The organism is Methylophilus sp. 14, from assembly GCF_015354345.1.
GTDB lineage: Bacteria > Pseudomonadota > Gammaproteobacteria > Burkholderiales > Methylophilaceae > Methylophilus.
Genome location: NZ_JADKYS010000002.1, coordinates 605,977 through 629,521, shown reverse-complemented (window position 1 = coordinate 629,521; position 23,545 = coordinate 605,977). Strand labels below are relative to the sequence as shown.

The window sequence follows — 23,545 nt, the reverse complement described above, 5'->3', positions numbered from 1 at the left end:
TTTTAAAGAACATCAGCTTTTTCGCTGTTTTCGTTACCGTTATTTCGTAACGAGGTGCGCATTATACAGAGGTTTTTCGATCGGTCAAGCATCAAATTCATTTAATTTTTAAACGATTTTTTGCTTGGTTGCGGGAACAGGATTTGAACCTGTGACCTTCGGGTTATGAGCCCGACGAGCTGCCAGACTGCTCCATCCCGCGTCCGAATCGACCAGTAAAACTTGCGTTGCGTCGAGAGGTGAGACTATAGCAAAGATTCAAAAACAGTGTCAACAGTTATTTGCTAATTTCATGCATATTGTAGAGTGCGGCGTATTTGCCACCAGCCTGCATGAGTTGCTCGTGTTGGCCCTCTTCCACGATTTGACCTTGATCCATCACAATAATTCGACTGGCATGTTGTATGGTCGTTAAGCGGTGGGCGATCATGATGGTAGTTTTGCCTTGCATTAACTGATTTAAAGCCGCTTGTACTTTATGCTCGGACTCGTTGTCCAGTGCTGAGGTCGCTTCGTCCAGAATTAATATGGGTGCATTTTTGAGCATGGCACGCGCAATGGAAAGCCGCTGGCGCTGGCCGCCTGACAGGCGCAGGCCGCGGTCACCAATATGAGTATCCAATTGTTGCGGTAGCTTTTCGATAAACTCCCAGGCATACGCTGCCTTGGCCGCAGCAATCACCGCCTCTTTCGTGACTCCACGCAAACTACCGTAAGCAATATTGTTATATATGGTGTCGTTAAACAGCACAGTGTCCTGACTGACCAGTGCAAACTGCTGCCGCAAATGTGGCAATGGCAGTTGTTGGATGTCGATGCCATTGATCGTGATCTTGCCTTGCTGACTCTCGTGAAAGCGTGGCAACAGATTGACCAGCGTGGACTTCCCCCCGCCCGACATGCCCACCAGTGCAATACTTTCTCCCGCCTGAATCGTCAGGTTAAGCTGCTTCAATGCCGCATGTTGCCCATAAGGATATTTAAAAGCCACATTCTGCAATTGAATCTCTTTAATGGGCGCCCCAAGCAGCAACTGCCCCTGATTGCTTTCTGCCGGGGTATCCAGCACGGCAAATACACTCTGGCAGGCGGTCACCGCAATTTGTACATCTTCATTGACAGAAGCAATGGCTTTGACCGGGCCAATCAACATCAACAATGCACCGATAAAAGCGGCGAACTCGCCAGCGGTGAACTCGCCGGCGGCATAGTAAATGACTGTCCCCAACGCAATCGCTGCCAACACTTCGACAAACATGCTATTCAGGCCTGAAATACGCCCCAACCTCACCATCATCTGCCGATTTGTAGCGGCAATATTACTGAAACGCTGATATTCATAGGCCTGCCCATTAAACACCTTGACCACACGCTGGCCGCTGGCGGCTTCTTCAATGACTTGCGTCATATCAGTCATACTGGCTTGCACCTGTTTGCCGGAGTTGCGCAGCTTGGGCGTCATTTTCTTCAGGTAGCGGGTAATCAGCGGCGCCAGCATTAAAAATACCATGGTCAGCTTCCAGTCCAGGTATAACATATAGGCCACAATGCCGATAATGGTCAGGCTGTCGCGGATGGAGGAAATAATGACTTTGGTGACTGCACTATATAGTTGCTCACAATCAAAGGTCATTTTGGTGGTGATATTGGCGATGGCATGCTGGTCAAAAAAACTGGCGGGCAGCGTGAGCATATGGCCAAACACATGATTGCGTACATCTTCAATCACGCGCCGCCCGACGATACGCATCAGGTAATTGGAGCCAAACCCGGCCAGCGCCCGCACAAATAACAGGCCACACAGCATGGCAGCCAGATAAATACGTGAATTGTTTTCTGCGTGACCGGCGAAACCTTCATCTGTCACATGCTTGATCGTACTCAAAAAGCCAGTATTACTGGCGGAGAGCACCACCAGGCAGACCAAGGCCATGGCAAATGTCAGCCAATAGCGCTTGATATAGGCCATCAGCCTGGCCAATTGTGTGTAAGCGCTCTGCGTATGATTCATGAGAATTATTTATACCTGTTGTAACTCTGTGTAGATGTTTGCCATGTACTTACCTGTCCGTTTGCAGCAGTAATGTGTGCAATCTATCCACTACTTCTTGCACGGTGATGCCCAAAATATTCTGTTGCGGATCCTGGATAAAATGCGCCTGCGTGGACCACGGCAAGTAGCGCACAGGGGAGCCTGGCCCGAACAGGGTGAAGGTAGGCAGCCCAGCGGCAGCAGCCATATGGCCCAGACCAGAATCATTACCCAGATACACATGGCATTGTTTAAGCAGTGCGTAGGATTGCGGCAGGCTCAAACGGCCACACGCATCGTAGACCGGCAGGGTAGCCTGCGCAGTAAACTGCTTTGCCAGTGAGCGATCAGCCGCACTACCCAGCAAAACGACGCCATCAATGTGCGCAGCCAAGGCGTTGGCGACGGCCACATAACGTTCAACCGGCCAGATTTTTCCGGCAAAATTCGCCCCGGGCCCAAGCGCCAGCCAGCGACCTGGTGTTGGAAACTGTGCGGCCACGGTTTGCTGATCTTGCTCGCTGGCCCATAACTGTGCAGGCGACGTGCGATGGCCAACCAAGCTGTGTATGGCGGCCAGGTGTTTTTCTACCGAATGTACATGCAGGGTATTTTGATTGGATAGCTTTTTGAATTTCCGCTTTCCGCGTAGCAAATACAGCAGAAAGTCGGTGCGTAAATCTACAATGACGTCGTAGTGCGTTCGCCTTAACGCAGCGATCAGTTGCCAATAGCCTTTCCAGCCACTCTTTTTGTCCCGTTTAAACAATCGGCCCATATAAGGGCATGGCTCAAACAAGGCGGATGAGCGGACATCACAGACCAGATCTATGCGCGCATCAGGATATTGGGCATGCAAACAGGCCAGCACTGGCGTAGTCATGATGGCATCGCCGATATTCGACAATGTCACAACAAGGATGCGTGCGCAGGTCATAAAGGGACGTCCAACATCAGGCAACCGGCAAACCGATGGCGTTAAGCGCCGACGTAAGCTGCTGCCGTAGGCGTGTTTCTGAAAAATGCGTTTGATACCAACCATGCGCAGCCTGCCCCTGGTCACGAGCACAACGCGACCACTGCACCACAGCCTCGGCCAGCGCAACCGGATTAGCGGCTTCAATTTGCCACAACCCTCGCGGCCTGCCATGACTTAACTCAACCGGATAAGCCGCGCTGGCACGCGTAATCACCGGTTTTGCGCAGGCCAATGCTTGGAATACTTTGTTAGGAATCACTTGTGCAGCTTTCTCCGAATCCCCAAACACGCCCAACACAATATCCGCTTGCGCGATGCGGTGTGGCAGTTGCGTATAAGGAATGCCCGCCTCAAACCGCACATTGGCCACGCCCGCCGCCTGTTGTTGTGCACTGGCTTTTTCCGGCCCATCTCCCAGCAGCACCCATTGAATATGGGACTGGCCAACGGTCATTTTGGCGGCATTGATCACGGTTGCGATCCCATGCAAGGCAATAAAACTGCCATAAAACAATACTTCAATCGCCGCCGGACATGGCTCAACTTCCACCGGGGTAAACAAGGGCTGCTCAGCACCCACATACACACAGGCCGTTTTTGTCGGTGACAACATAAAGCGCTGCGTAAACATGTGCTGTTGTGGCTCGGTATCCAGCAATACCATATCCACCGCTTGCAGCCATTGTGACTCGCGGCGCAATAATTGTTGGGCCTGCCTGCTATCAACCGCAAACTTCCGCCGCTCATAGACCTGTTTTTGCCAGGCGCTAATCAGAGGGTCAAACAACACAGGAATGTTTTTCTTGCGCGCCCATCGCGTCGCGGCCGCCACATCGCGGTGCCGGAAACAGGGCACCCACACCAGGTCTGCGCGCAGGCCTTTTAACTGTGCTTCAATATCGGCCAGGGCACTGATGCGCGGTGAAAAATCAATCAGCTCATAGCCCATAGATTGCAGCAACTGCCGACAAATCCGGTTGCGCGAATAATTGCGGTCGGACCGCCCCCACCAAATCACCTTAAGCATGGCTAGCCTCAGCCACATAAGGCAGGATGCGTTGCGGGGTGAGTTGTTGCATGCAGCTGTGATGGCTGCACTGCTTGGCATAACAGTTCTTGCACGGGAGGTCCAGTTGTACGGCCTGCACCTGCGGGCCTGGCGGTTTTACCCGCAAGGGATTGGTCGGGCCACAGATCACTGTCATGGGCGTGTGCGTCGCCGCGGCCAGATGCGCCGTACCTGTATCATTGGCCACAATCGCGCTGGCATGCGCGCAGATCGCGGGCACCTCGAGCAAACGGGTCTGCCCGCATAAGTTCACCACTTGCTGCGGATATGGGCGGGCAATCGCCAGGCACTCCTCTGCCTCATCACGTCCGCCAAGCAAAACCACTCGTTGGCCCTGCTGCAGATAATACTCAACTAAGGCGCCATAATTGGCTGTCCCCCAACGCTTGGTCAGGCCACTGGCATGGCTACCACACAAAAAAACCACAAACGATTTGGATTGCAAACCATGTTGCGACAACAACTGCTCAGCAGCCGTCACTGCAGATGGCGCAATATGTAACTTGGGACCATGCGTGTGCAAAGGAATACCCACCGCCAGCAAGGTTTGCTGCATGATTTGGAAACTGTGTGCCTGTGGCAGGCGCTGCGGCTGGCGAATGGTGTAAGGGAAACGCGGGTGATTACCCAATAACCAAGTTGGTGCCTTGCCCATCAAACGCAGCATCGCCAGCAAACCACGACTTTTATCGTTGGTTTGCAGGTCAATCATCAAATCGTATTGCATAGACACTACTTCTGCCAGCCACTCTTTGTAAGCGCGCCAGCGGCCTGGCTTTTGCTGCAAGTTCACGCACCACACCCGCTGAAACCTGGGGTCATCAGCAAATAGCGATTGCCAGGTCGGCATGGTGTTCAGGTGCAATTCGGCCTGTGGAAACGCCTGACGGATATCCTCCATGATGGCGGTACTGATGACGATATCGCCCATACCACCCCACTTCATGATGAGGATGCGCCTAATGGCCGGGTCGCGTGGCAAGTCGCGCACGACGGTGTAATCCAGCGTAGCGCTCAAACAATCGGCATCCTGGTATGACATCAGCCTAGGTTGCGTGGTCATCTTGGCTCCGCTCCAGGCTGGCAATCAATGCGCAGGCCAGTAACAGTAATACTGGAAACCACCACGGCACCAGCATCGGCTGGGTGGTATTGATCGGGAAGTAAATCACCATTAATGGCAAGGCATAAGGCCATGCCTGATGCTGGCTGAGCACATTTGCCTGCCTGAACCAGCGCACACACAACACGATGATACAGACCAAGCCCAAGCCACCCACCAGCCCGGTTTCCGCCAGCCATTCAACGTAGATATTGTGGCTATGCGTACGGTTAGCCACAAAACGGTCATCCGCGCGGCTAGCATACTGCGCATAAGCACGTTTATAGTTATTACTGCCTATGCCGGTCACAGGCTCTGCCTGCCACATATGCAGGCCGGTTTCCCACAAATTGAGGCGATAGCTGAGCGCATGATTGACACGTTCAAATACCGTTTGTCCGCTTGCCGCAATGGCTTGGGTATTGTGCAACTTGTATTTGGCCAATTGAGGATTTAACACACTGGCAAGGAAGGCGATCAAAAGTGGCAACGCCAACACCGCCAGCCATGCTTTCCAGCCAGGCTGGCGACGCCATAATCCCAATAACAACAGCAACATATAAATATAGAGATAGCCGCGGGCACCCGATAACACCACCACCACACCGGCACCCAGCAACATCGCCCAGGCCAGCCAGCCATAGTTAGTCTGCCAGTGATAAAAAACAAGTGGCAACACGGCCAACATCAGAATGCCTTGGTGCAAATCGCTGAACATGCCGGTAATGCGGCCCTCAGACGTTTTGGGCATGCCCAGCATATCCACCCCAAACAGGTATTGAATCGCGCTATCTAATATCCACAGGGCAATGACCCAACCTAGCCAGCGCGCGAGTAACTGCCTGACCTGCGCCTGCTGCAACAACACAACCAGGGTCACGCCTGCCAGGTACATCAGGCTAAACCAGGCGATAGCGGCAAATGTGGCCTTGACATCAAACGCATGCAGCAATGACAACCACATCGGTAGCCATAACAGCAGAAACACCACGGTCCAGCGGCGCACTGCACGCTGCTCGCGTAATGCTGAAAGCTTTGCCAGTAACAGTCCAGCACCCACTATCGCCAGCAACAAGGCGGGTAATCTTGCGCCGCCAGAAAACGGGCTCCAGGCAATGATCATCACGGCAAATAGCAAGCAGGCATTGATCAATATGCGCGGCATGGCGAGGGCGGTATTTGCGTGATCACGCATGGTCAATCTCCTCGCCCGGCATCAGCCATCACATCCTGGTACACAGCCAGCGTTTTCTGTTGCATCACCTGCAATGAGAATTGCGTATTAGGTAACACGGTGGGCGCTTGTGCCAGCCAGCTCAGTGTCAGCATGGCGACCTCCGCCACGTTACCCACTGGCACTGCGCCTTCCGGCAACAGTGCCGCCAATTGCTCGGCCACCCCGCCGTGCGCATAACCAATCACCGGTACGCCCAAACTCAAGGCTTCCAGCGTGGTGCGGCCAAACGCCTCAGGCTCGGTTGATAAGGAATACACAATATTGGCTATCGCCATGATCTGTTTCACGTCCTGGCGATAGCCAGTCAGCGTGATGTGTTCAGCCAAACCGGCCGCATGAATCTTTTGCTGCAAACTCGCTGCAAAACACTGTTTATCAATCGCCACTTCCCCCACCAGCAAGGCATGCACGTCTTGATGCTGCTGGCAGACGATGCGCAACATCTCGACAAAATCTGTTGCGCCTTTCCAGCGCGAAATTCTGGCGGGCAACACCAGCAGGCGCTTGCCGCGCGTATGTGGGTATTCAGCAAACCAATCCTGCCTCCAGCCATCGTCCGGCTGATAGCCGGGCCGGTATTGAGTAGTATCCACGCCGCGGTAGATGAGCTGCATTTTTTGTGGATCTACCTGATAGGCGTGTTGCGCATAAGCCTGTATCGTTTTTGAAATCACAATCACGCGCTCACCACAGGTCATGATGCGGCTATACCAACCCGGCCGGTAATAACCATGCACCGTGGTCACCAGACGCGGACGTTGTGCCGCAGGCATGCCTTTCCAGGCCAAATAAACCACCCATGCCGGAAAACGCGAACGCACATGCACAATATCGACTTGTTCGCGCCGCCATAGCGCACGCAGCTTGGGGATCATTAACAAGGTCAGCAGAGACTTGCGCCCGATGGCGTCAGTGAAATGGCTGCTGCCTGCCGCCTCTAGTGCGGCCACCATCCGGCCACCCGCAGACATCACCAAAGAACGGTGCCCTTGCGCCACGAGGTGCGATGCAATCTCTAAGGTGCCCCGCTCTACCCCGCCCGATTGCAAGGCAGGTAATATTTGTAACACGGTCAGTTTACGCAAAACAAGAATTCAACAATTAAGTGAGTCGTGACACCAAGCGACGGCCTGCAGAAGATTCGCTAAAATGGGCCAGCAACGCGTCGCAGCAGCGCCCGGCTTCATTAAACCCCAGCACAGGCCGCATAAACTGGCGGTATACCCCGTAAGGGTCGTAACGCGTGACCAGTTGGCGGTCGATTAACTTTTCGATACCGCGGCTGACCCGGCTCTTGCCCTTGGCGGAGAGACTAATCAGGCCGACCGCCACTTGCGCCGTGAGTGCTTCATAGACCATAGAAACAGAGTCCTCAGTCACCCAGGCGCTAGACACACGTGCCAATGTCGTTTGCACCCAGTCTTTATGCGTATCGGCAATCGGGATAATCGTCAGGTTAGCTAGTTTGACGCGCTGCATGGCCGACACAAAACTGGCAGGCGTGCGTCTGGAAGTGGTTAATATAAAATTGACGTCAACATGCTTGCGCACCAGGTCATAGACTTGCGCAATCACGCCTAACTCGTCCCACTCAAAATGCTTGCTGGGGCCACCAACCATAATCAGCACCTGATTGCTGTCTTTTTTCTCGGCGCTTGCAGGCTGGATATGGTTAATCACACCACGTGTTTCGATAAAACTGGAAAAGCCACGGTATTGGTCGTGCTCAGGAATCAGGCAAACATCGAATAGTTCGGCAGGCAGGCTCGGCTGCATCATGCACACGGTTTGTCCACCGTAAGCACGCTTGGCCGCCAGCATATGGCCGTGTGTGGCATGACCGGCACCCACAATTAAATCCGGCTTTGGCAGCGATTTGCCAGCAGGCCAGACACCTGCCGCCAGGTATAACCAGCCAGCGCCGCTACGGCCCACAGGAATATCCACCACTTGCATCGCCAAACGCTGCTGCATGGCATTGACCAGGCCTAAGGACTGATGCTCATGGCCCGGTTTGCCGTCCAGCAGACGCCAAACCACGAAAGAATTGTTTGAAGAGTTTTGACTGCTCATTTGCACCACCTGCACATGCCGTGCAGATTAGAGGCGCATCATGACAAAAGGATTAAAGTAAAAAGAAGGAATTATGTCGACACACCCGCGCCGTCGCGCGGGTGCAATATAGAAGCTGATCAGAATCAGCTACTTGGCAGCACCAAATACTTTTTTGAGCAGATTACTGGCCTGGCCCATTGGGTCCTGGCGAATGGCGGCTTCTTCTTTGGCAATCATCAGATACACACCATCCAGTGCTTTCTGCGTCACATACTGGTTAATATTGGCATCTTCTTTTTTAATCACGCCAAACTTGCTACCCATCTCGGCATATTTATTATAAGTGTCTGCCAGTTGCACATTGGCCGTGGCTTTTTGCACGATAGGCAGGAACTTGGCCGCCATATCGGTAGAAGTCGTTTTCTTGAAATATTGCGTGGCAGCATCTTGCGGGCCGGTGAGGATATTTTTAGCATCGGTCACACTCATTTGTTTAACCGAGTTCACCAACAGCGTTTTGGCTTCAGGCACAGCTTGTTCGGCGGCGCGGTTCATTTTGAGGATCAACTCATCGGCCTGGCTGCCCATCCCAACCATGCGCATGCCTTTTTCAATTTTCTTTAATGAATCTGGCAACGGGATTTTGACGTCTTTATTGCCCATAAAGCCATCAGTGGCGCCCAGCAGGCCAACCGCCTTGCTCACGCCCTGGTTAAGTGCCTGCTTGAGGCCGTCGCTGGTTTCCTGTTCGCTCAAGTTGCTCACGGCACTGTTACTGCCACCGCTGCTGCTGGTCGTGCTGCCGCCGACCTTTTCAACCATCTCACCCAAGCCTTTGAGGTCCAATGCTTGTGCGTCTGTGATTAACAAACCGGCCAACAATACCCATGCTGTATTTTTCATGATAACGCTCTTTAACAAGTTAAATGCAGTGTACCCATAAAGCACAAAGCAAGTCCAGATGGACTTGCTTTGTTTACGCTACCAGATACAAAATCAGGCTTTAAATGGTGAAACCTGCCAGATGCGTTGTGCGTATTCTGCAATGGTGCGGTCACTGGAGAATTTCGCCATCCGCGCCACATTTAAAATCGCCATGCGTGACCAGGCTTCTTCATCCTGATACAAGGCGGCGACCTTTTCTTGCGCGGTGACATACGCGGCATAATCGGCCAGCAACAGGTATTGATCGCCTTTGTGCAACAAGGTGTCAACAATGGCCTGGTAACGGCTAGGCTCTTCTACCGAGAAGAAACCGTTACCTATCATATCGATCACCTGCTTGAGCTCGCTGTTGCCATGGTAATAATCCCACGGGTTGTAGTTGCTGGCTTTGAGTTGCGCGACCTCAGGCGTGGTCAGGCCAAAAATAAAGATATTCTCATCGCCGACTTCTTCTTTAATCTCAACGTTAGCACCATCCAGCGTACCTATGGTCAGCGCGCCATTGAGCGCCATTTTCATATTACCGGTGCCGCTGGCCTCGGTGCCTGCGGTAGAAATCTGCTCGGACAAATCTGCCCCCGGAAACAGTATTTCTGCCGCGCTCACCTCATAGTTAGGGTAGAACACCACCTTTAACTGGTCATTGACAGCCGGATCGTTATTAATCATGGTCGCCACATCGTTAATCAGGCGGATAATCTGCTTGGCAAGCCAGTAACCAGGCGCGGCTTTACCGGCAAAAATCACTACACGCGGCGTATGCTGGCTCACTTGTCCGCTACGGATACGGTTATACAAAGTGATCACGTGCAACACATTTAACAACTGGCGCTTGTATTCGTGTATACGCTTAATCTGCACATCGAACAAAGCATTGGTATTAATGGCGATGCCTGTTTTTTGCAGAATCTTGTCGGCCAGGCGTTGCTTGTTGGCTTTTTTCACCTCACGGAACGCTTTTCTGAACGCCGCATTATCAGCAAGCGGCTCAACCTTTTTGATCAAACTCAGGTCTTTCTGAAAACCAGCGCCAATATGTTTGGTTAACAACTCTGTCAGCAAAGGATTGGCCTGGTTTAACCAGCGGCGCGGCGTAATACCATTGGTGACATTGGTAAATTTGCCCGGGTAGATTTTAGTAAAGTCAGCAAACAAAGTGGTTTTTAACAACTCACTATGCAGCTCGGCCACGCCGTTGACGGTATGGCTACCGACAATCGCCAGATGCGCCATGCGTACCCGGCGGCCATGGGTTTCATCAATAATCGACACACGTTGCAACAAAGCCGTATCGCCCGGAAAACGACGGTTGACCATCTGCAAGAACTGGTGGTTGATTTCGTAAATAATCTCCAAATGACGCGGCAACAACTGGCCAAATAAATCCACCGACCAGGTTTCCAGCGCCTCTGGCATCAGGGTGTGGTTGGTGTAGGCAAACATTTTGGTGACCAGCTTCCAGGCGTTATCCCATGGCAAGTGATAGTGATCAACCAGTTGATGCATCATTTCCGCCACCGCAATGGACGGATGCGTATCGTTGAGCTGGATCGCCACTTTTTCCGGCAGCGTGTTCCAGTCAGCGTTGTAGTTGGTAAAGCGGTGCAGAATATCCTGGGTTGAGGCAGACACAAAAAAGTATTGCTGTTTCAGGCGCAAGGCTTTGCCAGACTCAGAAGTATCGTTGGGATACAGCACTTGTGAAATGGTCTCTGCGCTGTGACGGCCTTCAACTGATTTTTCGTAATTACCTTCATTAAAGTGCGCCAGGTCAAACTCGTTGGTCGCCTTGGCTGACCATAACCGCAGGTTGTTCACGGTTTGTGTGCCATAGCCAGGCACCGGCACATCATAAGGCATGGCCACCACGGTTTCGTGGTCTACCCAATGGTGCTCAATACCGTGCTCGGTATGCACATGCAACACGCGGCCATAAAACTTCACTTCACAGGTATGCTCAGGGCGCTGCACTTCCCAAATATTTTGGTAGCGCAACCAGTTATCCGGGTTTTCTTTCTGCTGGCCATTCTCAATCGTTTGTCTGAACATGCCATAGTCATAACGAATGCCATAGCCGGTCGCCGGAATATCCATGGTCGCCATCGAGTCAACAAAGCACGCGGCCAGTCGGCCCAGGCCACCGTTACCTAAAGCAGCATCCGGCTCCAGCTCGGCCACGCCTTCCAACTTCTGGCCGATCTCCTGCAAGCCCTCGCTTAGTTCCGGTGCAATGCCCAAATTAAGTGCGGCGTTAGACAGCATGCGACCAATCAAAAACTCCAGTGAGAGGTAATAGACGCGCTTGGTATTGGCATCACGATAAGCATCGCGCGTATTCACCCAGCGGCTCATCAAATGGTCGCGCACCGTAAAGGCAGCGGTTTGATACCAATCGCGCGTGGTGGCCCAAGAGTTTGATTTACCAATAGAAAAAGTCAGGTGATTGCGCAACGCCTGTGGAATCGGCAGTTGCTCGAGCAAGAATTCATCGACGGCCTGCGCAGTGTCTGCTTTATCCGTCTTTTTGGGTGTTTTTTTCACATTGGCAGCCATACATCTTCCCCTGAGGTGTTGATTACAAATTTGCTTTACATGAGCCAAAAGCAAAAAACAAGCCTACAGCAAGAATATGTCAGACATAAAAAAAGCCACCAACTTCATGCTGTGGCTTTTAATTATAACGCCCGAAGATGACGAAAATAAAAGAGTTTTACAATTTCCAGGTATAGGCCACGCCCAAAGCATCCTGATACATCTTGAGGTTTGCCTCGCCACCACCAAACGCCGCCGGAATCGAGTTGCTACCATTGACGCTATTTTCAAACGCATGCGTATAAGAGAATGACAACTCAGATTGCGGGCTTAACACCCAGGTTGCGCCCAGCGAGAGATGATCTTTCACTACGCCTGGCGCCAAAATATTCAGCAAGGTATCACCACGACGAATCGGCTGATCGACATGGTTAAACCCCGCCCGCAAGGTCAAGCTCGGGCTATATTGATACAAAGCACCAATCTTATACACTTTGGCGTCTTGCCAGTTAAACCCGGCGCCATTGTCATTGCCCAGGCCATTAAACAAATTGGCCTGCGATGCATTACCCACTGCATCTACTTCACCGTAATTAATGCGTTGAAAATCCGCCGCCAACGTCAATGCCGGGGTCACCTTCACCGCCACGCCCACACCATAGGTCGATGGAATATCAAAGTCACCCTGCTCAGCAAACAGGCCTTTGTATTTATCAAACTTGCTCATATACGTGCGGCTCTGATAAGTCGCGCCCAAGGTCACCGTATCGGTAATCTCACCCAGCCAGCCGATATGCACACCGGCACCATACGAGTTGTCGTGGCCATTATTCGTGACGCTACCGGGTGCGGCACTGAATGTCGAATTATCAAATCCTTGCAAGCCCTTAGCCTCAAAGCGCTGGTAAGCCAGGTTTAACGAGGCACCAATAATATGCTTTTCAGAAACTTTCCAGGTCGCCGTCGGCGCCACGAATACCTGAATCAAATCTACCCCGGCGCTGCCCTGGCTACTAAATGCTCTCACACCGTTTTTATAATCGGTATTCATGCCGCCATTGCCATACACACTCACGCCCAGTGTCACATCTTCGGAATATTGTTTGTTATAGCCAAATTCAGGGATAAAGAAATCCTGCGTATCGTTGCCTTTGTAAGTGCCGTTGAAACCAAAGCCATTACCTTCAATTTCAGACTCACGCACCGGCCTAAACCAAGTGAGCCCGGCATCAATACGGTCGCCCACCTTGCCCAAACCCGCCGGGTTGGCCGCAGCAGCCAACGCGTCTTGCGGCAAGGCAATGCCTACGCCACCCACACCCTGTGAGCGCACACCATAGCCATGCGCAAAATAGCCGTCAGTCGCCCAGGCGCTACCAAAAGAAAATGAAACTAGCAGCGGAATGATTTTTGATAAGTGTCGCATAATGACTTCCATACAAATGTGATGAAATCACTATAGCAAGCCACTTAAATACCAATAAATAATAAAATTGAATATCTTTATAACTATAAAATATATAAAGCCCGCCAAATCAGTAGGATGGGCAACTCCGCTTAATTTTCAGAGAACGAATTAACGACAAAATTCGTATCAGCCTCTTCATATTGAGAGTATCTGGGCCTACTAGCGAGCGATGGACGCCAAGGACCTATATTTGGCGATGCATAACCACAACTGAGAAATTTGTAGTCTTGATCACCGCCGATAACACGTAGAAGAGCTCCAACCAAACCACCGCCAATGACGAGATCAGTTGCACTTGCGATTACTTGTCCACTTGATAAGTCCTTCACTTGAATAACTAATTCATAGATAGGAGGGTGCCACCAATAATTAGATGCTCTTTCTGGAAGAATGGTGACAATGGTCTTAGCATTCGGAATAGCTTTGAATGGGCCACATGAACGAGAGTTATTAATTTCTACTATTCTGGGTTTCACGGAGATGACTTTTCCACCACATGCCCGTCGGAAACTGAAATCGTCATATTTTGAATAGTCAAAATCGGCAGCGCGGTCTTTTTTTATGAAAAGCTTGGGCTCCGCGAAATCTATATATTTAAAGTATCCACGCGCTAGCGCAGGCTCCCATCTATAACCGGCAGCAGGCTGAAAGCTGCTGTTGTTGTAAAAAGAAAAGCCATCAGGTCGCTGAGGCTTCGTTATGGAAACAATTGGCTTTGGCATAAGATCACAGTCACGCTTAAACACAGCATAAGTTGCGTATCCCCAAGTTACAGCAACTAGTAACAATAGAGTGGGAAATAGTCGGTTGAAACCAAAGTTCCTAATTCGTGTGTCAATCAGGCTGCCAAGCTTGTTGGATAGATAAAAAGGTAGCACCCACAAAGCTAAAAAAATACAAAGATGAATGATGCTCGCTAATCCAAATATCGCCTGTTCCAAGTGACTCCTCCAACAATCTAACGACTGAGCTGTGATTTATAGTGTAAGGCATAACGTGGAAGTGAGGGGCGCGAAACGGATTTATCACAGCGGGCCCGCTCGAAAGCCGAACTATGCATTTGTCGATAGGGCTACATTAATAGATTTCAGCACGTCATCGTCCTTTCCGAGAGCTATGGGAAAACCTTTGACATTGAGAATCTTACTTTCAATCGAAATGACAAGTTTTTCACCTTCAACAACCAGACCAAATATTCTTGATCGCTCACCTAGGATTGATCGGGCTAATACATTGAAGTTTGGCGACGAGTCGCCACTCTTGAATCTGGCGTGTGCAGGTGCAACCACCGAAAGTAGTAGGTCTCTTAACGCATCAGCCTCACAAATGACTTCAGCATTGGAGGCGTATTGGATACAGCGCACCACGTCAGAATATGCAGCATGAATATCTTGAGGTAAAAGTTGATTGAGGTAGTCGATTTCACTTACAGCGGCACTTGGTTTTCCAACCGAAGTGAATTGATCTGAACTTAGGTAGTAGGACTCAATTGACCCCTTACGCAAAATGAACAGACCGCACTCTTCAAGTAAGGCAAGCAAGGCAATCAATCGAGCCTTGATGTTCGTCCAAGCGCCATCCTTCGCCAGTTTCGATAACTCAACGTCATCGGTTGTAAACAACGCACAGAAAGCAGATCTGCGCCTTGCTTGCGTCTCCTCATCGGCCTTCCGGTTAACCCAATATGGATGGACTTCGGCGCGAGGGGAAACTTCACTCCATCGATTATCTACCAACGCGCAATAATCAGCGTATATCGCGCCAGCCATTTGGATCGCAGATGAGAAGCCTAATGAGCTTGCACGTTTATCTGCGAAAGAGTTGTCGTTCAGGTAGGAGTTGATAAGCTCAACCCCATCAGATATACCATCTGCGTCTGCCAATGCCACTGGTGTCTTTCCGAGAAGTCGCAGCAACTTACCAACAGTTGGCATCTGCCCTTTGCCGATAACGGGAAGCAGCTGTGATCCGGCAGCTTCAAGGTGCATATCTAGCTTGCCACCGAGTGCGCTGCAGATGATTACATCAGATGGCCCTTCAACTAGCAGAGGTCGTTTGGAAAATAGCGACAATTTATGCTCTTGGCCAAGTCGGGCGATTAGGCTTTGTACCTTCTTATTTTTCAGTTCACCTGCATCATGGGGGATCTGAACTGGATCAGCCATGAGGTCATAACAAAAGACGAGGGATAACAAGTCTTCTGGGCTTTTAATTTGGAGCATTTCTGTTGAGTGCGTAGCGATTATTACAATCTTCTTATTTGTCCCGGCTCCGGGGTGCCCAGAAACGCTAAGAATTTCATTCAGAAGAAAGGCCTGCAACTGGGGGTGTAAGGACACCTCGGGTTCGTCGAGAAGAAGCGCCCCCACCTCATCGTCATAAAGCGCGGCAAGTATTCCAACCAGTTGCATTAAGCCTGATGCTTCCCGGCCAGAGGAATATGGCTTTGCTTCAATATCTAATCGCGAGAAAGAAATCTTTAGGTCCCCTCCATCCCAATCAATAAGAACGTCACGTTTAAATAACTTCCGCAATCTTTCCTGAATTTTTATCAGGATGTCGGCCCGCTCTCCGAGCGTCTGGAAGTCCCCATTCAAGGTTTCCATCCGATGCCTGCGAGCAGCATCACTTTTACTACCATAGGTCGCATCGTCGTATCTCGGTGAGCCTCCACGATGGCCGTCATAATCTGACCTGAACTGCTCCAACAACCCCATTCGACCAGCTGAGAGAAAACGCACATGTTTACCATTCATGTGCTGGTTAAGGCTTTGCTTTAGCCCTCTCAGTAGGTGCGTCTTGCCAGATCCATTTGGCCCAAGCAGAACTGTGAGTCCGCGGTTTAAGGTAAACTTTCGAGTGAAGTTACCATTGTGGCTATTGATCTGAGCTGTTAGTTCTAAAGGGAAACTCATCGGAGATGGACCTTATGTATAACGTTTAAATTAAGGGGCTGGCTTTAGCTAGCGTTTTTTGCATATTTAATAGTTTCAATAATGCCACATGTACTACAAAAGAAATAAAAAGCCACCTTACTTTAGGTGGCTTTTTATTACTACAAAATCAAGCTGTTCATACGCTTCACAAAGCTAGCCGGGTCTTCCAACTGGCCGCCTTCGGCCAGCAAGGCTTGATCAAACAACACATGCGCATAATCGGCAAACTTGGCATCGTCAGTTTCCGCGCCCAGCTTTTCCACCAGCCTATGCGTCGGGTTAATTTCCAGCACAGGTTTGCTATCAGGCGCTTTTTGCCCGGCCGCTTTTAAAATACGCGCTAGGTTACCGGACAAATCGTGCTCACCGGCCACCAAGCAGGCTGGTGAGTCGGTCAGACGATGCGTCACTTTCACTTCTTTCACGGTGTCGCCCAAGGCTGCCTTCAATCGCTCAACCAGGTCTTTGGCATTCTCTTCGACCTGCTTTTGCGCTTCTTTGTCAGCTTCGTCTTCCAGTTTACCCAAGTCCAAATCACCTTTGGCGATGGACTGCAACTTCTTGCCTTCAAACTCGGTCAAGCCACCCAGCAACCATTCATCTACCTTGTCAGACATCAGCAATACTTCAATACCTTTTTTGCGGAAGATTTCCAGGTGCGGGGAGTTTTTCGCCGCGGCAAAGGTATCGGCAGTGATGTAGTAAATAGCTTCTTGCTCAGGTTTCATGCGCTCGATATAGGCCTTGAGCGACACATTTTGCTCTTCGGTATCGGCGTGGGTAGAGGCAAAGCGCAGCAAGCCGGCAATTTTGTCTTTATTGGCAAAGTCTTCGCCCGGGCCTTCTTTGAGCACGCGGCCAAACTCGTTCCAGAACTTGGCGTAGTCTTCTGGTTTGTTTTCAGCCACGTCTTCGAGCAAGCTCAATACTTTTTTCACTGAGCCATTTTTAATCGCTTCAACATCGCGGCTGTCTTGCAGAATCTCGCGCGACACGTTCAATGGCAAATCGGCTGAGTCAATCACACCACGCACAAAGCGCAGGTATTGCGGCATGAGCTTTTCTGCATCTTCCAGAATAAACACGCGCTTCACATACAACTTGATGCCCTGACGGCGATCGCGGTCATATAAATCAAACGGTGCTTTGCCCGGAACGTAGAGTAACGAAATGTACTCTTGCTTGCCCTCTACGCGGCTATGCGTATAGGCCAGCGGATTTTCGTAATCGTGCGAAACGTGTTTGTAAAACTCGTTGTATTCTTCTTCAGTGATGTCGCTCTTGCTGCGCGCCCACAAGGCTGAGGCCTTGTTGATGGTTTCGTCTTCGTCAGTAGCCACCATCTGGCCGCCTTCGCCGTTTTCGCCATCTTTCCATTCGGATTTTTTCATGACGATAGGCAAGGTGATATGGTCAGAATACTTACGGATGATGGTTTTCAGTTTCCAATCGTTGAGGAACTCATCTTCAGCTTCGCGCAGATGCAGAATGACTTCAGTCCCGCGACCGGCTTTTTCTGTCGTTTCAATGGTGAAATCACCTTCACCGCCAGATTCCCATTTAATCGCTTCGGTTTCACCGGCACGGCGCGTGATCAGCGTCACTTTGTCGGCAATGATAAAGCTGGAGTAAAAACCCACGCCAAACTGGCCAATCAGGTTGGCATCTTTGGCTTGGTCACCAGTCAGGTTCTGGAAGAACTCTTTGGTACCAGACTTGGCAATGGTGCCGATGTTGTTAATCACCTCTTCGCGGCGCATGCCGATGCCGTTATCGGCAATGGTCAAGGTGCGTGCGTTTTTATCAAACGCGATATTGATCTTTAACTCGCTGTCATTTTCATACAGGCTGCCGTTAGAAATCGCTTCGAAACGCAGCTTATCAGCCGCATCTGATGCGTTGGAAATCAACTCGCGCAACACAATCTCTTTGTTGCTATAGAGCGAGTGAATCATCAATTGCAGTAATTGTTTGACCTCGGCCTGAAAGCCCATGGTCTGTTTAGATTGCGATTCTGCTGTCGCTGTCGTCATGACAATTTCTCCAAAAAACGGGTTGAACACAAAAATTTACGTTTAGATGGGGAAATAAAAACCGTTTTTCAAGAGGGGGATTTGAAGAGATTGCTTGGATGCAGCCTAATCTGTGATTCAAACATACCGCCACTGCATGCATAGAGGCCGCAACACATGCCATTGGCTGTTTGTTCACCCATTCAAACTGGTGGATTCAGCACACTTTTTGCTAGCTATTTGGTAAAGCAGCATTCTTTGTTCAGATGTCAGGTTAGGAGAGTAGGTATGAATCTCTTTCACACGTTAATCGAGCAAATGCAGGTCATGAAACTGCCACTTTACGCAGTCACGCTGACCGCCGTCCCGCGCGCAGATACGCCTTTGCTACTCATGTTGCATTGGCACGGCTTCCGCAAACAACCCACTCCCGCCCTGCCCATGCTCAAACCAATCTTACAACCAGTGCCAGGCTCGGCTCTGCAAATCAATGACCGCTGGCGGCAACCAGAAGTGGTCGAAGAAGCCGTGCTGGATGCCGCCTGGCAATTGGGTGCGTGGGACGTGCAACGCGAAGAACACCGCGCCTGCACCTACGTGGGTGCCAGCGAACACGAAGCGCTCGCCTGCAAACAGGCGTTTGGCAAATATGACGAAGAACTCGAAAGTGAACTGCTGGTCAGCGAAGCCCCAGACCGTGACGAAATGTTGCAATTGGGTGCCAAAGTTGGGTATATCCGCTGGCAGTTTAGGCCGGTGAATGGTGGCGTTTGGCAATCGACAGCAGAAGATGACACCCTGCTGGAAGATGGGCGGCGTATCCCGCCCTGCCCGATTCGGCCATTGGCACTAAAAGGGGGCAAATTGAGTAAGACGGCGTTTAGGTTGGGGCAGATTAATCGGATTATTTTGTTGAAGTAGATTTTGGATGGCTAGATTGGAATATTGGGGATTTTTAGGAAATGTTTTTTCGCCCTTACGGCGAGTTACTTTTCTTTGCTTGCACAAAGAATAAGTAACCAAAAGAAAGTGCACCCCAGCTTCCGCTTGTTCCCTGCGTTGCTCGTCAAAATAAGCGGTCACGAAACTCAACCTGGTAGCTCACACAGAACGTGAGCTACTGCGGGATTCGAACAGTCGCTCCCTTTCTCCTTATTTTGCCTGCGCTACTCGGCGCGGCAGATGGGGACCCCGAACACCATGCGACTGCAACCGCTAGCTAATTCAATAAAACAGAATATGGTTTTTAAACAGTCCACATTTCCACGCTGCTACTTAAATGAGATAAATCCCATTCCATCACGCTGAGTAGCGGAAACAAAATAAGAGTAGAGGGAACGACTGTCTGAGCTCCGCAACAAGCCACGAAGTGTGTGGCTTGTCAGGGCGAGTTTCGTGACCGGCTTATTTTGTTGAGCAACGCAAGGGAGCCGAAGGCCGTGATGGCTGGGTGTCGTCCTCTTTGGTTACTTTCTGGGGGACAAGCACCAGAAAGTGACTCGCCTAAAGGCGAAAAAATATTATTTGAGAAAACCAACCCCTACGGTGTCCACCTCACCCCAATCGACAACCACTGCATCTGACTATCCCCATTCACCTGCTGCCCCACTGTGCCATCGATCTGGAACACCTCCGGCACCAGCGAATAACGTAAGCCAAATTGATAAAAAGGATTTTGCGTGTGGTCACCAAACACCTCCGCCACGCCTTTAAAGTTGCCGCCAAGTTTAAATTCTGAGCCTACGCCCATATTGACCTTGTTGCGGTCTTCTTGCCGGTCGCGCAGCATGCCAACGTTGACATGCACAATCACGTCGTCATCACGCAGCGAGAAAGAAATCGGCACATAAAAATAGGTATTCCCCAACTGGTTGGGCCCAGGCTGAATATCCGGATGCATGACGCGCCCGGCGGCAAAGCCTATGCCCCAGCCGTTGGTTTCCAGCGGTTTAAACAGGGTCTTAAATTGGGCCACCCAATCTTCAGTGTGATAGTTGTCATCGCTATTACGATAGCTGCCGCCACCCAGGGTAATTTCAAAATTCTCACCCAAATTGCACGCAGGCAGTGCCCATAGCTCCTGGCCGCCTTTATAGCTGCGCATCCAGCTTTCCAATTGGCAGCCATGGGCATTGGTCAAACGCGCATCATCGGTGACCAATGGGCGTGCAGCATTGGCATTGTGGGCAATGCAAAGTAAGCATACGAGGTAAAATAAGTGACGCATAAATAGTATCTTAGAGTTTTTTTGATGTTATTTTTTTGACATGACGGTTTGATGAAATCAAGCCTGCCTATGCAGTTTCATTTTCATATTAGTTTCACTGGCCTCTGCCAACATAACGATTTATACTGTTTGCAGCATTTGTCTGGGGAGGCAAGCATGGCGACTATTGAAGTGACTGAAACCAGTCCGAACTCGTTTTCTGTCACGGTACATGGGTCGCACATCACTACGCATCAAGTCAGTGTCAAACCTGATTATGCGGATCCGTTGCTCGATGCCAAGCACAACGTTGCCGAGCTGGTGGCGGCTTCTTTCCAGTTTTTGCTCGACCGCGAATCTAACACCAGTATTTTGAGAAGCTTTGATTTAAGCGTGATTGAACGCTATTTTCCAGAATACCCCAAGGCCATTAACCGCTACCTTAAGTAACCTACCCGTATTATCGCATGCTAAATATTACTCATGACACCCAACTCGCTGCCGTAGACTTGGGTTCCAACAGTTTTCGCCTCGAAATCGGGCGCGTTGTGGACGGCCAGATTCTACGTGTCGACTATTTAAAAGAAGCTGTGCGACAAGGCGGCGACCTGGATGAAGAACGCAACCTGAAACCGCAGGCGTTTGAGCGCGGCCTGAAATGCCTGGCCCGTTTTGGCGAGCGCCTGAAAGGGTTTGCACCTGAGCATGTACGCGCGGTTGCCACGCAAACCTTGCGTGAAGCCGCCAATAGCGACGAATTCATCAAACAGGCACAAAAAGTACTCGGCTATCCGATTGAGATTATCTCCGGCGTGGAGGAAGCGCGCCTGATTTACCAAGGCGTGAGCCGCATGCTGCCGCAATCAGACGAAAAACGCTTGGTAGTAGATATCGGCGGGCGCTCTACCGAGTTTATCCTCGGCCAGCATTTCAAGGCCAACGTCACCGAATCCTTGCGTTTGGGCTCTGTGGGCTGGTCACAAAAATATTTTGCCGATGGCCAGTTTAGCGAGCGCAACTTTGAGCGTGCTGAAATTGCTGCCGAATCTATCATCGACATGATTGCCAATCGTTATGTCGGCCAGTCCGAAGTAGCGTATGGCGCCTCGGGCACAGTGGGCGCCGTGGCGGATGTCTTGGCCGGTGCAGGGTTTGCGACCGATCGCATTGAGCGCACACAACTGGAGTGGCTGAAACAAATTTTAATTAAGGCCAAAACGGCCGACCGCCTGAATATGGAAGGCCTCAAAGATGACAGGCGCGCCGTGATTGGTGGCGGCCTAGCCGTACTGACGGCGGTATTCGACACGCTCAAACTAGACACCCTGCTGGTCGCCAACGGTGCGCTGCGCCACGGCGTACTGTATGACATGCTGAGCTCTGACCATGCGACCGAAGATTTGCGCAAGGCATCGATTGCGCGGCTATGTAAACGCTTTGGCGTCGAAATGGACCACGCCAACAATGTGAGCAAGCTCGCCTTGTATTTTTATGACGCCATGCAAGCTTGCGATAGCCAGAAACCACTGTTGCACTGGGCGGCGCTGTGTCATGAAATTGGCTGGGCCATTTCCCACACTGACTGCAATAAACACGGCGCCTACATCCTGGATAACACAGAACTGATGGGCTTTGCACAAAGTGAGTTGCATACCATCAGCCTGCTGGTGCTTGGCCATCAGGGCAAATTACGCAAACTGGCGGCAGACTTCGATAACCAGGACCTGGTCTGCCAGCTTATGGCCTTGCGTTTGGCAGTAATTTTCTGCCATTCGCGCCGCCTGCCAGCGCTCAAACACTTGCAGTTGGAGCGCCATAAACAGCAATTTATCCTGGCACTGTCGTCACAATGGGCCAGCCAGCATCCGCAAACCCATTACCTGCTGGAAGAAGAATGCCTGTTATGGCAAAAACTGGGCTGGCAGCTGGAAATCCGGCACAGTTAACAAAACAGTTAAATAAAAAACGGGCCTTGATGCCCGTTTTTTATTTAGTTAATTTTGACTCAGTCTTTTTTCTTCTTGTCGCGCTTTTCGTCTTCTTCGCGCAGCTTGACCACCTTATCGCGCCACTCCTGCAATTGTTCATCCTCAATCTCAAGCTGCAAGGCCAGCGCTTCTTCCTGGCTTAGCTTTTCCTTGATAAAACGCTTAGGCAATTTGCCACCCATACGTGACAAAATACGCTCGGCCTCGTCTGCGCTCAATTGTTTTACCTTATCCAGATACACCGGATTCACTTTGTCTTTCATAGCACTCCCTTTGATTCCCTGTTTGTCACAGGCTCGCTTTAACTGTTTTGCAGAATCCAGTCTGTAACCGGATTCCACTGCGCAATGTCGACCTCTTTCAAGCTGTTCGACAATTCAAAAATACTTAAGCCTTCCTCCGCTGCCGTCACATAAATCTGCGATGAACGCAGCATGGAAAGCACGGCAAAGCCTGACTCATCCATAAATGCCAGCAGGCGCTCTGCTGAGCGCGTACGAGGCATCACACGCATGCCGACCAGGCCAACAAACGTCTTGTGCTTGCGCACGGCTTTTTCTTCGGCCAGCAACTCTAAAAAGTCCTGCGTGGCCCCAATATCAAATGCAGATGGCGCAATCGGCACCAATACCAGGTCAGCCTCGGTCACCGCATCAGAAATCTTTTTGTCCCGCAGCCCGCCCGGTGAGTCAGTAATCACCCAATCCGCTTTCTGTAAGGCAGATTTACCAAGGTCTTCGGCATTAAACACTGTGGCAACATGCGATGGGCGGCGCGCCAGCCAGTCAGCTGAAGACTGCTGGCGGTCAATATCTTCCAGCACGATTTTGTGCCCCAGTTGCGCCAGATAGCCAGCAAGATTAGTGGCCAGAGTGGTTTTACCGCAGCCTCCTTTGGTATTTGCCACCAATACCCTGCGCATCTCATACTCCCTGATTAAAGGTGCTGCATTTTGTCATGAAAAACAGCCTCTATAACACCATA

Annotated in this window: 19 protein-coding genes and 1 tRNA gene; 3 read left to right on the top strand and 17 right to left on the bottom strand. The window is 50.8% G+C overall.

The window, feature by feature from the left end; genetic code table 11:
- Positions 1–125: 125 nt before the first annotated feature.
- The 14 genes from INP78_RS08325 to htpG form a co-directional block, all read right to left on the bottom strand.
- Positions 126–202: transfer RNA gene (locus tag INP78_RS08325), tRNA-Met, on the bottom strand.
- 75 nt (positions 203–277) lie between these two features.
- A complete protein-coding gene (gene msbA / locus INP78_RS08320; protein ID WP_194741697.1) occupies positions 278–2,011 on the bottom strand; it encodes a lipid A export permease/ATP-binding protein MsbA in 1,734 nt (577 codons plus the stop codon).
- A gap of 49 nt (positions 2,012–2,060) precedes the next feature.
- Positions 2,061–2,969 carry a glycosyltransferase family 9 protein gene (locus tag INP78_RS08315; RefSeq protein WP_194741696.1) on the bottom strand — a complete coding sequence of 303 codons (909 nt, stop codon included), beginning with the start codon at positions 2,967–2,969 and terminating at the stop codon, positions 2,061–2,063.
- Between the two features lie 16 nt (positions 2,970–2,985).
- Complete coding sequence (locus tag INP78_RS08310) at positions 2,986–4,038, bottom strand: glycosyltransferase (RefSeq protein ID WP_194741695.1); 1,053 nt, start codon at positions 4,036–4,038, stop codon at positions 2,986–2,988.
- Positions 4,031–5,143 (bottom strand): glycosyltransferase family 9 protein, encoded by a 1,113-nt coding sequence (locus INP78_RS08305; protein WP_194741694.1) that lies wholly within the window; start codon positions 5,141–5,143, stop codon positions 4,031–4,033. The genes INP78_RS08310 and INP78_RS08305 overlap by 8 nt, the downstream gene beginning before the upstream one ends.
- Positions 5,127–6,377, bottom strand: coding sequence for an O-antigen ligase (locus tag INP78_RS08300; protein WP_194741693.1), 1,251 nt, complete (start codon positions 6,375–6,377; stop codon positions 5,127–5,129). The genes INP78_RS08305 and INP78_RS08300 overlap by 17 nt, the downstream gene beginning before the upstream one ends.
- Before the next feature lie 2 nt (positions 6,378–6,379).
- Positions 6,380–7,504 carry a glycosyltransferase family 4 protein gene (locus tag INP78_RS08295; protein WP_194741692.1) on the bottom strand — a complete coding sequence of 375 codons (1,125 nt, stop codon included), beginning with the start codon at positions 7,502–7,504 and terminating at the stop codon, positions 6,380–6,382.
- Positions 7,505–7,520: 16 nt separating this feature from the next.
- Positions 7,521–8,492 (bottom strand): mitochondrial fission ELM1 family protein, encoded by a 972-nt coding sequence (locus INP78_RS08290; protein ID WP_228522745.1) that lies wholly within the window; start codon positions 8,490–8,492, stop codon positions 7,521–7,523.
- A gap of 129 nt (positions 8,493–8,621) precedes the next feature.
- On the bottom strand, positions 8,622–9,377 hold the full coding sequence (locus INP78_RS08285) for a DUF4197 domain-containing protein (RefSeq protein ID WP_194741690.1): 756 nt from the start codon (positions 9,375–9,377) through the stop codon (positions 8,622–8,624).
- Between the two features lie 93 nt (positions 9,378–9,470).
- The gene (locus INP78_RS08280; RefSeq protein WP_194741689.1) at positions 9,471–11,972 is read right to left on the bottom strand and encodes a glycogen/starch/alpha-glucan phosphorylase; all 2,502 of its coding nucleotides are present in this window, start codon (positions 11,970–11,972) and stop codon (positions 9,471–9,473) included.
- 157 nt (positions 11,973–12,129) lie between these two features.
- Positions 12,130–13,377 (bottom strand): OmpP1/FadL family transporter, encoded by a 1,248-nt coding sequence (locus INP78_RS08275; RefSeq protein ID WP_194741688.1) that lies wholly within the window; start codon positions 13,375–13,377, stop codon positions 12,130–12,132.
- A gap of 131 nt (positions 13,378–13,508) precedes the next feature.
- Positions 13,509–14,360: a hypothetical protein gene (locus INP78_RS08270; protein WP_194741687.1), complete on the bottom strand. Its 852-nt coding sequence runs from the start codon at positions 14,358–14,360 to the stop codon at positions 13,509–13,511.
- 111 nt (positions 14,361–14,471) lie between these two features.
- Positions 14,472–16,334 (bottom strand): ATP-dependent endonuclease, encoded by a 1,863-nt coding sequence (locus tag INP78_RS08265; protein ID WP_194741686.1) that lies wholly within the window; start codon positions 16,332–16,334, stop codon positions 14,472–14,474.
- A 140-nt stretch (positions 16,335–16,474) separates the two neighbouring features.
- Positions 16,475–18,388, bottom strand: coding sequence for a molecular chaperone HtpG (htpG, locus tag INP78_RS08260; RefSeq protein WP_194741685.1), 1,914 nt, complete (start codon positions 18,386–18,388; stop codon positions 16,475–16,477).
- A 267-nt stretch (positions 18,389–18,655) separates the two neighbouring features.
- Between htpG and INP78_RS08255 the strand changes: the two genes are divergently transcribed.
- Positions 18,656–19,288 carry a diguanylate cyclase gene (locus INP78_RS08255; RefSeq protein WP_194741684.1) on the top strand — a complete coding sequence of 211 codons (633 nt, stop codon included), beginning with the start codon at positions 18,656–18,658 and terminating at the stop codon, positions 19,286–19,288.
- 619 nt (positions 19,289–19,907) lie between these two features.
- Here the strand turns inward: INP78_RS08255 and INP78_RS08250 are convergent.
- Entirely contained in the window at positions 19,908–20,594 is a 687-nt protein-coding gene (locus INP78_RS08250; RefSeq protein ID WP_194741683.1) for a hypothetical protein, read from the bottom strand.
- 156 nt (positions 20,595–20,750) lie between these two features.
- Here INP78_RS08250 and INP78_RS08245 point away from each other — a divergent pair, with 156 nt between their 5' ends.
- Both INP78_RS08245 and INP78_RS08240 read left to right on the top strand, forming a co-directional pair.
- Entirely contained in the window at positions 20,751–21,023 is a 273-nt protein-coding gene (locus INP78_RS08245; protein WP_228519969.1) for a hypothetical protein, read from the top strand.
- Positions 21,024–21,040: 17 nt separating this feature from the next.
- Complete coding sequence (locus INP78_RS08240; RefSeq protein WP_194741682.1) at positions 21,041–22,519, top strand: exopolyphosphatase; 1,479 nt, start codon at positions 21,041–21,043, stop codon at positions 22,517–22,519.
- 59 nt (positions 22,520–22,578) lie between these two features.
- On the opposite strand, the gene INP78_RS08235 is transcribed toward INP78_RS08240, so the two are convergent.
- Positions 22,579–22,824, bottom strand: a complete 246-nt coding sequence (locus INP78_RS08235) for a hypothetical protein (protein ID WP_194741681.1) — start codon at positions 22,822–22,824, stop codon at positions 22,579–22,581.
- A 38-nt stretch (positions 22,825–22,862) separates the two neighbouring features.
- Complete coding sequence (locus tag INP78_RS08230) at positions 22,863–23,483, bottom strand: ParA family protein (RefSeq protein ID WP_019883106.1); 621 nt, start codon at positions 23,481–23,483, stop codon at positions 22,863–22,865.
- Between the last annotated feature and the right edge of the window lie 62 nt (positions 23,484–23,545).